Source organism: Butyricicoccus sp., from assembly GCF_050872565.1.
In the GTDB taxonomy this organism is placed as follows: domain Bacteria; phylum Bacillota; class Clostridia; order Oscillospirales; family Butyricicoccaceae; genus Butyricicoccus_A.
This window is the reverse complement of the sequence record NZ_JBNMHC010000001.1, coordinates 43,353-54,641: the sequence shown is the minus strand read 5'-3', so window position 1 is coordinate 54,641 and position 11,289 is coordinate 43,353. Positions and strand designations below refer to the sequence as shown.

Below are 11,289 nucleotides of genomic sequence, written 5' to 3'. Positions count from 1 at the left end.
GCGTGTTGATGCCAAGAACATCGCAAACTGGATTCTGTCTGATATTTCTAAGTATCTCAATGATAAGAATCTGGAGCTGAAGGACACCAAGCTGACCGCACAGAAGCTGGTTGATATGATTGAGCTGATTGAGAAGAACACAATTTCCGGCAATGCTGGTAAGAAGGTTCTGGTTCAGCTGTTTGAGACCGATGATTCTGTTGATACCATCGTTGACAAGCTGGGTCTGAAGCAGGTATCCGATGAGGGTGCGATTCAAAAGCTGGTTGACGAGGTTCTCACTGCCAATCCGAAGTCTGTCGCAGACTATAAGAAGGGCAAGAAGAACGCCATTGGCTTCCTTGTTGGTCAGTGCATGAAGGCTTCCAAGGGCAAGGGCAACCCGAAGATGATTAACCAGCTGCTCAGCAAGACGCTGGATAGCATGGAGTAAAACATACAAGAAAAAGAGCAGGCGCAGAAATGTGCCTGCTCTTAATTTTTAGCTCTTGACAAAAAAAGTTACTCCGTGTTACTGTTACAAAAAGACTAACTATTAAATGTCAAGTTCCAAACTAATAACTAAAGCCCCAATATAGCCGTTCAAAAAAAGTATAGCAAAGTAGACATCCCGGAGGGTGCCTGCATGAGTTTAAGGAGTTAAAGTATATTACGTTGCGCTACGGTATGGCTGCCGAGATTTCTCCATTGCAAAAATCAACCGCACCAACTTCTTTGTAGCGTGAGAGAGTGCGACATTGTAATGTTTTCCCTCCGCACGTTTCTTGGCGAGATAAGCAGAAAAGGTTGGATCCCAAAAGCAGACATATTTGGTGGCGTTATAAAGGGCATAACGCAGGTATCTAGAGCCACGTTTTTCCATACGGGAATAGGGACCAGTGAGTGACATCTGCCCAGATTGGTATGTAGATGGTAACATCCCGGCGTAGGCAAGAATCTTATCCGGCGAATCGAACCGTGAGAAGTCACCAATCTCAGCCAGAATCATCGCACCCATCCGAACGCCAATACCCGGAATAGTGGTAATAGGAGAAGATATTTCTTCCATCATCGCCTGAATGGCAGTTTCAATGTCTAGAATTTCAGAATCCAGTTCCCAAATCAGCCGAATCGTATGTTGCAATTCAAGAGATTTGGCAGGCATAACAGAACCGACAGAGCGACGTGCCGCATCCCGAATGGTCTCGGCCATGGCGCGTCCATAACGGCCTTTGGAGGCGGTGCTCAGAACCGCTTTCAAATGTGTCATGTGCGATCTGGCAATCTGCTTGGCTCCGGGAAGTTCGCTGAGAAGTGCATAAACTGAAGCACCATGCAGCGATGGAACCAACTTTTCCAGTTCTGGAAAGAGGATGCAGATCAATCTGGATACGGATGTCTTTAGCTTTGCTCTCTCACGAACTTTGTCAAATCGGTATCTTGTAAGTGACTTTAACTCCTCATTGTGGTATGATGTGTTTGTGTAGGACTTGAGGTCCACATCAGACAGCAACATAGCTGCGATAGTTCGCGCATCAACACGGTCAGTCTTAGTTTTGCGAAGGCTCAGACTTTTCCGGTAGAGGTTAGTATGTAATGGAATGATGACATAGGTGTCCAGACCTTCATCAAGCAGAAATCCGAGGATGTTGTAGCTGTAGTGTCCGGTAGCCTCAAGCCCTACTTTTATTTTATCTTCTGGATGGGTACAGAGACGCATTGTCTGCAAGAGTGTGTCAAAGCCCTCAGCGTTGTTTTGGATAGTGAATACATCTGCCAGAACTTTGCCTTCTGAGCTGATGATGAAGCAGTCGTGCTTGTCCTTTGCAACGTCAATTCCCACACAAACCATAAAAATACCTCCGATGTGTTTATTTTGATGCTGATTCCACAGAACGCTTTACTCTTGTAACCTTGTTCTACATAAACCGTCTGGCGGTATCTAACTAATTAACAATACTGTAAAGGGCTGTGGTTGGAGCCTTTCTGAAACCGTCTTGCGGTAGGAGGTGTAAACCAATCCACAGCATCCCTTACAGTGTAGCATATATCCTTGGAGTGGGATATTTAAAACTACTACTTTATAATACAAGGAGGTGCCTTTTTATGGAAAAACGCAGAGTATTTGGTTCGTTGCTGGCAGCAGTGTTGGCAGTTGGCATTCTGGCGGGCTGTGGCTCGAACAGCCCTGCACCGACATCGACAAAACCTTCCGGCAGCGGAAGTGCACCGGACACAGTTGGTGTGTCCACGGATCCGGAGAGCTTGACACACGAAGAGCTGATTCAGCGTTCCGATGAAATCGTGATCGGTTCTGTCACAGAGATTTCGGATGGGTATCAGCTCAGTGGAGATTCGAGTGTATACACCGATTACCACATCAAAGTGTCGAATGTTTTGCGGGGAGCAGATGAGTCGGACAACTTGACGATTCGGCTGAGCGGCGGCGAGACAGGGACGCTCGTGATGGATGCAGACGGCGAAGCAAAATTGGAACAGGGCAAGCTGTTCTTGCTGTTTTTGCAGCGAGCGGAAACAGAGGAAGATTGTTATACAGTGATCGGCGCATGGCAAGGTGCATTTGCCCTCTCTGATAAGGGAATGCCGGTGACACCTGATGTACAGGTGCTGACAGACGGGGAAACAACAGATATTACCTGTGTCAATTCGTATAACGAAACAGAAACATGGGCGTTGCAGGATGTTCGAGACAATATCCATACGCTCAGCGAAGACGGCGGTAACGAAGGATAAGCAAACCGGATACAGACAGCAGGCGCAGAGATGTGCCTGCTGTTTTTTCTGCCATTTTTCTGTTTACTTTCACACGTTACCATGTTACAATATAGCTGTTAGTGAGGGAGGCGAGATGGATGAACAACAAACTCAGGGGAAAATCCATGGATAGCCTGTTTCAGGCAATCCTGCATCTGAACACGCTGGAGGAGTGCAGCAATTTCTTTGAAGATCTCTGCACGATTAGCGAGCTGCGTGCGATGGAACAGCGCTTTCAGGTCGCTGCCATGCTGGATGAAGGACGTATTTACAGTGACATCGCAAAGGAGACCGGTGCATCGACCGCGACAATCAGCCGCGTCAACAAATGCTTGACGTATGGTTCAGACGGCTATCGCACGGCACTCGATCGCATGAAGCAGACAGAAGGAAACGATACAGATGAGTGAATATTCAGAGTACGGACTGCTCTCGGAGTACTATGACCGCTTCACCGATGACGTGCCATACGAACGGTGGGCGGATTTTTTTGAGCATATTTTTAAGCAAAAGAACATCAAGCCGTCTGTGATTTTGGATCTGGCGTGCGGCACCGGCTCGCTGACCAGTATCTTGGCACAGCGCGGCTACGATATGATTGGTGTCGATCAATCGGAAGATATGCTGATGATTGCGCAGGAAAACTGCATGGATGCCAATCCGGACAAGCCGGTTCTGCTCCTGCATCAGCCCATGCAGGAATTGGAGCTGTACGGCGGCATAGACGCCTGTGTGTGCTGCTTGGATTCCGTCAACTATGTGGAAGATCCAGAGATGCTGCGTGAGGCGATGAAGCGCGTCTATGAGTATCTCACGCCGGGCGGACTGTTTTTATTTGATGTCAATACCCGCAGCAAGCTGGAACGCATTGATGGGCAGAGCTTTGTCCGGGAAGATGAAGATGTGTTCTGTGTTTGGCAGTGCATCATTGAGGAGAATTTGTGTCATTATCATTTTGATATTTTTGAACTCAATGAGGAGGGTGCATGGAATCGTTATGAGGAACATCATATCGAACGCATCTATGACAACGCAGAATTGATAGACATGCTGCAGCAGGCAGGCTTTACAGACATCGAGCTGCGCGGCGAGCTGTCCGATGAGCCGCCAAAGGAAAAGGAAGAGCGTATTTTCTTCCTTGCCAGAAAACCAGAAGAAGAAGGAGAACCAAATAATGAGTGATAGATTGATTCGTGCGATTTGCCGCAATGCGGAAATCAAATTTACTGCGGTGTGCACAACGGAGACCGTAGAACGTGCCCGCCAGATTCATCGCACCCTGCCGCTGGCAACGGCGGCTCTGGGCAGAACCCTGTCCGCGGCTTCTATGATGGGTCGAGAGCTGAAAGACAAGAGCGGCTCTGTGACGATTCAGATCAAGGGCAATGGCCCGCTGGGTGCCATCACTGCGATTGGCGACTGTGACGGTTGTGTGCGCGGTTATTTACAGAATCCTGCTGTAGAACTGCCGCTGCTGCCGAATGGACATTTGGACGTCGGCTCCGGCGTCGGACGTGGTTATTTGATGGTCATCAAGGATATTGGTGTCGGCGAGCCGTTTACCGGCACAACGGCGCTGCACAACGGTGAAATTGCAGAAGACATTACCAAGTATTTCGCAGAGAGCGAGCAGGTGCCGTCTGCGGTTGCTTTGGGTGTTCTGGTAGATACCGATCAGCATGTCAAGCAGGCGGGCGGCTACATCGTCCAGCTCATGCCGGGCGCAACCGATGAAGACATTACCCGTTTGGAGAACAACATTGCCAAGGCTGGTGCTATGACTACCATGCTGGAGAACGGTATGTCTTTGGAAGACATTGCACACGCTGTCTTGGATGGCTTTGAGGTGGAGTTCTTAGAGGACACGCCGATTACCTATCGTTGCGGCTGTAATCACGCTAAGGTGACTCGTGCGCTTATCAGCTTGGGCAAGGATGAATTGCAGCGTCTGCGTGATGAAGAGGATGGCATTGAAGTCACTTGTCAGTTCTGCGACAAAGTATACAAGATGACACGCGATGATATTGCTGTGATGCTGGAGGCAGCGACAGCAAAAGAGGGGAACAACGGCTGATAGCCGTGAAAAACAGCACGTTTTGCTAAAGAAAAAAGAATTTTGAAAAAAATCAAAAAAACTTTGAAAAAAGTGTTGACAAAACCGCATCCAGTGAGTATACTATAATAGTCGCTGGACGGTACGGAAGTTTAGCTCAGCTGGGAGAGCATCTGCCTTACAAGCAGAGGGTCACAGGTTCGAGCCCTGTAACTTCCACCACCCTGGCCCGGTAGTTCAGTTGGTTAGAACGCCAGCCTGTCACGCTGGAGGTCGTCGGTTCGAGCCCGATCCGGGTCGCCAGTAAACTTCTATCGTTTCATCGTCTTCGGACGGTGAAACGAAAAAAAGTTTTCTGAAATGAAAAAAAGTTCTTGACAAACAGGGGGCTTCGATGATATAATAAATATCGTCGTCTGACAGAAAAACAACTTGCCTCTGTAGCTCAGTCGGTAGAGCAGGGGACTGAAAATCCCCGTGTCGGTGGTTCGATTCCGCCCGGAGGCACCAACAATATGCGGATGTAGCTCATCTGGTAGAGCGCCACCTTGCCAAGGTGGAGGTAGCGAGTTCGAGCCTCGTCATCCGCTCCATACGGTGCCATAGCCAAGCGGTAAGGCAGTGGACTGCAACTCCTTGATCCCCAGTTCGATTCTGGGTGGCACCTCCAATTTGAGTGATGCATTGAGTAATTGAGTTATCTCAGATTCAATGATAAGCTCCACAGAATCACCGTCCGGATGGACGGTGATTTTTTTTATAATCTTTCTGATGATCTGCTGTTTTTCTTCCATCGTAAGATCATCGAATCCAAGGCATACCTGAATTTGTTTTGCAATTTCAGAATTACCTGTGTTTTTGCTCTTTAATTTTATAATGTGGTTTTCTAAATCCGTTTTCTCGGTTTCGAGGGAACGGATTTTTTTTTGCAAAGAATCACTAGGCATGTCGATCAATAGATCAACTGCATGGTCGATTCTTTGTTCAATGCCCTTCAGTTTTTTCTGCAATACAAGAATTTGTTCTTGTCGTTGTTTAAATTCTAATGCGTAACTTTTTTCCAAGGCAGTCTGAATTTCAGAAACAGAAGCAGGAGATAAGAGCTGCTTGATATAATCACATACAGCATGATCCATTCGGTCACGTGGAACGGAGCGAGAATCACATTCTTTTCGGCGTGTATTGCTGGAACATTCATAGGAGTAGTATACGTAATCTTTATGCGGCTTCTTCTGTCGATGACCATATAATTTGCTGCCGCATTTGCCACAATACAAAATTCCTGATAATAAAAACGGTTCTTTGGCTCTTACATATCCATTATGGCTACGCTCTTGCAAAATTTGCTGTACAGCGTTGAAATCCTCATGAGAAACGATTGCAGGCAATGCGTTAGGAACCGTGATTATTTCTGACTTACCTTTGTTGCGAAAACGTTCTCCAACTGGAGAATAGACGTAATCACCGGTATAACGCGGGTTTTTGAGAATGTAATAAAATGCACTGGTCGTAAAGTTTTTTCCAGCTCGTGTTTTTACGCCTTCCTTGCGTAATTCATCCAGTAGCTTATTATATCCTTGTTTGGTTAAACAGGTATTAAAAATACGCCGAACAACAGCAGCTTCCGTTGGATTCAGCTTATATCGTTGATCTGCCCCAACTGTATATCCGTATAGCACTGTTCCACCGGTATATTTAGCTTGCAGCGCAATTTCTCGTAATCCTTTTCGCGTTTCTCGCGCCAGATTCGCACTATAGTATTCAGAAAAACCCTCCAACACGGATTCTAATACGATGCTTTCCGGACTGGAATCCAAGTTTTCCAGCACAGACAGCAGCTGCACACCGTTTTTTCTCAGCTCGCGCCGGTATACCGCATGATCGAACCGGTCACGGGAAAAACGATCCAGTTTATGCACAACAATAGCTTCAAATAATTGCTTACTGCTGTCTACAATCATTTGCTGAAATTCAGGGCGTCTATCTGATCGAGCGGACATAGCACGGTCAATATATGTATTTACTATGACATGTCCGTTTCGTTCAGCGTATTCTGTGCAAGCGCGTATTTGCGCTGTGATAGATTCCTCCGATTGATTTTCGGAAGAATACCGCGCGTAAATTGCAATTTTCATTCTACACCAACTTTCTGCAGTATCGTATGGTTGTTTATGCTCTCATCAACTGCCTTGTTGATGGGAGCTTTTTATTTTTTCAGACTATAATTCCTGTATCCGATGGTATTCTTCAGCTAATACAAAGTTTACGACTTTTTTACCGTGTTCATCAAGAATACGGTATTTTTTTATCAGTTCTAATTCTTCGGAGCAACATACGATGGATTCATCTGATGTGTTGCATAGCATCTCGCCTTCACCAGTCCGAAGCCAATGCTCATTGATCCTGTATTCATCGCAAATTGCCTTTATATTTCTATCCGTAACAGAAGATTGTTTGCTCTCAATTGAAGATAATGCGCTTTGTTTAATGCCTATTTTTCTTGCGAAATCGGTCTGATTCAGTTTTAAAGATTTTCTAATCATTTTCACTCTATCATTAGTGTCCATGTGAAAGCCTCCTTTGATTACAAAAACATTATAACAAATATAAATGAGTATGTAAACTCAAAAAAATTAAAAGCTCATAGCTGCATAGGTTGACAAACGCAAATTTATGTGATACATTGAGTGCACAAACTCAATATATGTTCTTTTAGTGTCTCAGATGAGTATATATTACTTGCGAGTTTCTAAAAAGAACTACTTATGAACAGTATAGAAGCAGTTTGAAAGCATTTGAATCACGTAAACGCTGGAGCGCGGTCGCAGAACATCCTTCAATATTCACCGTATCTTTCTACAAATTTCTTGATATTTCTGTTCGGTTCAACTCCGAACTCCGGCACCAGCAGCCTACATCTGTGATGTATGGTAAATCGTTTGTAATTGTTGATTTTATAAGCCGCAGGCGTAAGCAACGGCTCAGTGGATCGGAAGGATCTGCTGCCCCTGTGCAATTCAGGCAGCCTATTTATTTTAAAGAAAATAGGAGTGATTTGACTATGAAGAGCGGAGGATATTTTAAGAAAAAAGAGGTTCCGTTTACACAGATTTCTAATGAGGCTGTGCGTGATCCTAATTTATCGCTGCGAGCAAAGGGATTGTACTGTATGATTCAGAGTTATATTTTGATTCCGGATTTTACCCTCTACAAGTGGTATCTGAAAAATGAATCGGGTCTCGGAGATACAGCGTTTCAGACGGTTTGGAATGAATTGAAAAACCGAGGATATTTGAAACAGGCACGGGTACAGACAGAAAAAGGAAATTTTGTCTACGAATATGAACTCAAGGAAAAGGCAGACTTAGAAACACCGGCATTTGTATCTGTTAATAGAAACGGAAAAATTACGTCATCCATACCAACTCTGGCATCTAAAAAAGAAAATCTGTCCACACCCCTATTTTCACAGGGGTGGACAAACCGTCCTGTAGCTGAAGGGGAGGGTATTAATAATAATATAGTTAATAATAATTATGCTAAGAGAGATAGAGTGATAGAAGTGGCGGCAGAGCCTGAGAAAAAGAATCAGAATGCACACGGAAACTTTGAGAAAAAGCTGTTTGACCACTTGAATACATATGGAGAACTACCGGTGGATATTGGAACACGGAGAAACTGTACGGAAGCAATGCATTTTCTGCTGGGAGCCGTTGAAGACGAAACTGCTGAATTGTTTAGAAGCAGTTTAATCTGCATGTGTACAACAGAAAAACCGACTGTGTTGAAGGGAGAAAATGTCAGCCGCGTAGATGTAATGAAAAAACTCAATGACCAGTTAGAAATTTATGCCGATGAACATGGACACAATCATTTTAGCTTATTCAATTTCATGTCAACTGTCGTAGATGACTATCGACAGATTTGCATGACACAGAATGTCAAGAGCAAGCAGGCGTGTATGAAGAACTGCATCTGGCAACGAATGAGCAATGCAGTGCAGTGCGGCGTGAAAGAATTTAAACGGAATGAAATGATTTCTCGACAGGAGCTGCGCGACTACCTGATTGAAAATCATGAGTTGCCATCTGCCATTCTGCAATCAGAAACCAGTTGTACAGAAGCTGTGCACTTGTTAACTCACTACGAGCAAAAATATAGCGATGATGAACTGACACAAGCAGCATTTGAGCTGGCAAATTACAGCTTGGTGCAGATGTTGATGACAGAGGAACGGATGAATTTACGTGGAGCAGTGGTTACAGGATCGAAAGTCTTGGAGTTTTTGAACCGTTGCATTGAGTTTACAAACAACGTTTACTATCCATTTGTGTTTGACACAATTGAAGACATCGTTGAAGATTATCGCGCAGCAGAGATGAAAGCAGCAGAGGATAAGCGCACGATTAAAAATAAGATCAGCTATATGCAATCGTGTATTTGGTCTCGATTGGTCACGCAAAAGGTTCATAACGGTGTGATTATGGCGCAGATTAAAAATTGGTGAGTAGCCAGATAGATTGCTGTAATCGGGAGAGATAGCAGCGCTGATCTATCTGTCAAGGGTAAAATGAACGGCGGAAACCGCCGCCCCTGACAAACAGATCATGCGCTACTGCGGTGGCAACAAGGGACGTAAGCCGCAGGGCGGACTTACAGTCCCCACCTGTAAGAAAAATTTGTTTTTGGAGGTAAACAATATGCTGAACGAAGTAATTGTGATGGGAAGATTGACCGCAGAACCGGAGCTGAAGTACACGAGTAATAATATTCCGGTGTTGTCGTTTTCGATTGCAGTGAGCCGGAGCTATGAGACAGATGGAAAAAGAGAATCTGATTTTATCAGTGTGACTGCGTGGAGAAACACAGCGGAATTTGTAGCGAAGTATTTCCGGAAAGGCGCGATGATGATTGTGTTGGGGCATTTGATGCAGCAGCGATGGACGGATGACAACGGACAGAACCATTCTAAAATGGTCGTTGTTGCGGATCGTGTTCGATTTGGAGAGACAAAACGCTGCTGTGACATTCGAGAAACCAATAAGCTGTACGAGAGCGAAGGCATCAAGGTTGACCCGACAACAGGGGAAGTTGTAGCTATGGAAGGAGAGGAAGAATCATGACTGCAATGAGAGATACGTACAAAAAAATCTCACCGGACACGATAGAGCGTGTCCGGCAGATTGATTTGCTGACGTATATGCAGACATATGAAGTGGATAATCTTGTACGCATGGGAGCAAAGACTTACAGAACGCGAGAGCATGATAGTTTGAAAATTTCAAATGGAAAATGGTTCTGGTGGTCTCGTGGTTTTGGCGGTGTATCAGCACTCGACTACTTAATCAAAGTTCGAGAAATGAAGTTCACAGATGCCGTGCAGCTGCTTGCGGGAAGTGGGATTGAATATGAAACATATTCAAAACAAAACGAGCCACCACGGGAAAAAAGATTAGAATTGCCTGCAAGAAATAGAAATTGCAGTCGTGTCATTTGTTATTTGAAAAGCAGAGGACTTCACGAAGCGCTGATTCATGAATGCATCCGGACTGGACTGATTTATGAAAGCGCAAAGTATCACAATGCAGTTTTCGTTGGAAAAGATGAAAAAGGCATACCAAAGTATGCAGCGTGCAGAGGTACTGTGACAGGAAGCTCATTTAAGGGTGATGTTTCTGGCAGCGATAAAAATTTTTCTTTTCGGTTGGCTTCCGCAAAAAAATCTAATTCTGTACATTTGTTTGAAGCAGCGATTGATCTTCTGTCATATGCAACATATTTGATGTGGGAAGGGCAGGATTATCACAGAGAAAATCTTTTGTCCTTATCTGGTGTATATCAACCAAATGATTCCGGAGAGATGAAGATTCCGATTGCGTTGAAATATTTTTTGAAACAGCATGAAGAAATTCAAAAAATTTATTTGCATCTGGATAATGATGAAGCTGGTCGTAGTAGTGCGCAAGCTATTACAGCTGAACTGGAAGATCGGTATCAGGTGATTGATTGTCATCCATCGACAGGAAAAGATGTAAATGATTTTTTGTTGACGTATTTACAATCTAAACGCAGAGGAAGAAACAAAGTTTTCGCGGCGGAGCGGGAATTGGAAATCGGATAAGAAAGAGAGAAAAGTTTAATGGGTATGTTTCTTATAGGATTTTGGTCAGGATGCGTTGCGGGAGTAGTAATTATGTGTCTCATGTTCACAAGTGGAAGAGGAAGATGAGAAAGATGAAAATTAAAAAATGGTTTCAAGTACTTGGATTGTTCGCGTTAGCAGTAGCGGATGTTTGCATTTATTCCTTAGATTACATGCTAATCAAGATATTGCTTTCGCTGGAATGGTAGCAATATTCTTTCGGATTGTTGAGAATATAGGGGCGAAGCCCCTTATATTCGTACAACAAAAAAGAAAAATCACCACCAACGAGGAAGGTGGTGTGCACAAAACAGCAAGCAATGCAAGTGGGTGCCCACTT

General features: G+C 44.6%; 9 protein-coding genes, 5 tRNA genes and 2 pseudogenes. 13 read left to right on the top strand and 3 right to left on the bottom strand.

Annotation, left to right across the window (positions count from 1 at the left end; translation table 11 throughout):
* Positions 1-433 (top strand): annotated as a pseudogene (locus ACR0P9_RS00280) (Asp-tRNA(Asn)/Glu-tRNA(Gln) amidotransferase subunit GatB); the annotation flags it as partial.
* Between the two features lie 216 nt (positions 434-649).
* On the opposite strand, the gene ACR0P9_RS00275 reads toward ACR0P9_RS00280, so the two are convergent.
* Positions 650-1,831 (bottom strand): IS110 family transposase, encoded by a 1,182-nt coding sequence (locus ACR0P9_RS00275; protein WP_432616851.1) that lies wholly within the window; start codon positions 1,829-1,831, stop codon positions 650-652.
* A 254-nt stretch (positions 1,832-2,085) separates the two neighbouring features.
* Here ACR0P9_RS00275 and ACR0P9_RS00270 point away from each other — a divergent pair, with 254 nt between their 5' ends.
* The 9 genes from ACR0P9_RS00270 (at position 2,086) to ACR0P9_RS00230 (ending at position 5,477) form a co-directional block, all read left to right on the top strand.
* The gene (locus ACR0P9_RS00270) at positions 2,086-2,733 is read left to right on the top strand and encodes a hypothetical protein (RefSeq protein ID WP_432616850.1); all 648 of its coding nucleotides are present in this window, start codon (positions 2,086-2,088) and stop codon (positions 2,731-2,733) included.
* 119 nt (positions 2,734-2,852) lie between these two features.
* The gene (locus tag ACR0P9_RS00265) at positions 2,853-3,164 is read left to right on the top strand and encodes a YerC/YecD family TrpR-related protein (protein ID WP_432616849.1); all 312 of its coding nucleotides are present in this window, start codon (positions 2,853-2,855) and stop codon (positions 3,162-3,164) included.
* A complete protein-coding gene (locus ACR0P9_RS00260; protein ID WP_432616848.1) occupies positions 3,157-3,936 on the top strand; it encodes a class I SAM-dependent DNA methyltransferase in 780 nt (259 codons plus the stop codon). Before ACR0P9_RS00265 ends, ACR0P9_RS00260 begins: the two co-directional genes overlap by 8 nt.
* The gene (gene hslO / locus ACR0P9_RS00255) at positions 3,929-4,828 is read left to right on the top strand and encodes an Hsp33 family molecular chaperone HslO (protein ID WP_432616847.1); all 900 of its coding nucleotides are present in this window, start codon (positions 3,929-3,931) and stop codon (positions 4,826-4,828) included. Before ACR0P9_RS00260 ends, hslO begins: the two co-directional genes overlap by 8 nt.
* A 125-nt stretch (positions 4,829-4,953) precedes the next feature.
* A tRNA-Val gene (locus ACR0P9_RS00250) sits at positions 4,954-5,029 on the top strand.
* Between the two features lie 4 nt (positions 5,030-5,033).
* Positions 5,034-5,110, top strand: a tRNA-Asp gene (locus ACR0P9_RS00245).
* 131 nt (positions 5,111-5,241) lie between these two features.
* A tRNA-Phe gene (locus tag ACR0P9_RS00240) sits at positions 5,242-5,317 on the top strand.
* A 7-nt stretch (positions 5,318-5,324) separates the two neighbouring features.
* A tRNA-Gly gene (locus tag ACR0P9_RS00235) sits at positions 5,325-5,400 on the top strand.
* Between the two features lie 3 nt (positions 5,401-5,403).
* A tRNA-Cys gene (locus ACR0P9_RS00230) sits at positions 5,404-5,477 on the top strand.
* Between the two features lie 448 nt (positions 5,478-5,925).
* Here the strand turns inward: ACR0P9_RS00230 and ACR0P9_RS00225 are convergent.
* Together ACR0P9_RS00225 and ACR0P9_RS00220 are read right to left on the bottom strand one after the other, a co-directional pair.
* A pseudogene (locus ACR0P9_RS00225) lies at positions 5,926-6,942 on the bottom strand (recombinase family protein); the annotation flags it as partial.
* 84 nt (positions 6,943-7,026) lie between these two features.
* Complete coding sequence (locus ACR0P9_RS00220; RefSeq protein WP_432616846.1) at positions 7,027-7,374, bottom strand: helix-turn-helix domain-containing protein; 348 nt, start codon at positions 7,372-7,374, stop codon at positions 7,027-7,029.
* Between the two features lie 218 nt (positions 7,375-7,592).
* Here ACR0P9_RS00220 and ACR0P9_RS00215 point away from each other — a divergent pair, with 218 nt between their 5' ends.
* The 3 genes from ACR0P9_RS00215 (at position 7,593) to ACR0P9_RS00205 (ending at position 10,928) form a co-directional block, all read left to right on the top strand.
* Complete coding sequence (locus ACR0P9_RS00215; RefSeq protein ID WP_432616845.1) at positions 7,593-9,314, top strand: hypothetical protein; 1,722 nt, start codon at positions 7,593-7,595, stop codon at positions 9,312-9,314.
* Positions 9,315-9,507: 193 nt separating this feature from the next.
* A complete protein-coding gene (locus ACR0P9_RS00210) occupies positions 9,508-9,930 on the top strand; it encodes a single-stranded DNA-binding protein (RefSeq protein WP_432616844.1) in 423 nt (140 codons plus the stop codon).
* Positions 9,927-10,928: a DUF3991 domain-containing protein gene (locus ACR0P9_RS00205; RefSeq protein ID WP_432616843.1), complete on the top strand. Its 1,002-nt coding sequence runs from the start codon at positions 9,927-9,929 to the stop codon at positions 10,926-10,928. Before ACR0P9_RS00210 ends, ACR0P9_RS00205 begins: the two co-directional genes overlap by 4 nt.
* The last annotated feature ends 361 nt before the right edge of the window (positions 10,929-11,289 follow it).

Excerpts from the sequence above, each read along its gene's own strand:
- ACR0P9_RS00275 (WP_432616851.1), bottom strand. The coding sequence starts at position 1,831 with ATGGTTTGTGTGGGAATTGACGTTGCAAAGGACAAGCACGACTGCTTC.
- ACR0P9_RS00270 (WP_432616850.1), top strand. The coding sequence starts at position 2,086 with ATGGAAAAACGCAGAGTATTTGGTTCGTTGCTGGCAGCAGTGTTGGCA.
- ACR0P9_RS00265 (WP_432616849.1), top strand. The coding sequence starts at position 2,853 with ATGAACAACAAACTCAGGGGAAAATCCATGGATAGCCTGTTTCAGGCA.
- ACR0P9_RS00260 (WP_432616848.1), top strand. The coding sequence starts at position 3,157 with ATGAGTGAATATTCAGAGTACGGACTGCTCTCGGAGTACTATGACCGC.
- hslO (WP_432616847.1), top strand. The coding sequence starts at position 3,929 with ATGAGTGATAGATTGATTCGTGCGATTTGCCGCAATGCGGAAATCAAA.
- ACR0P9_RS00220 (WP_432616846.1), bottom strand. The coding sequence starts at position 7,374 with ATGGACACTAATGATAGAGTGAAAATGATTAGAAAATCTTTAAAACTG.
- ACR0P9_RS00210 (WP_432616844.1), top strand. The coding sequence starts at position 9,508 with ATGCTGAACGAAGTAATTGTGATGGGAAGATTGACCGCAGAACCGGAG.
- ACR0P9_RS00205 (WP_432616843.1), top strand. The coding sequence starts at position 9,927 with ATGACTGCAATGAGAGATACGTACAAAAAAATCTCACCGGACACGATA.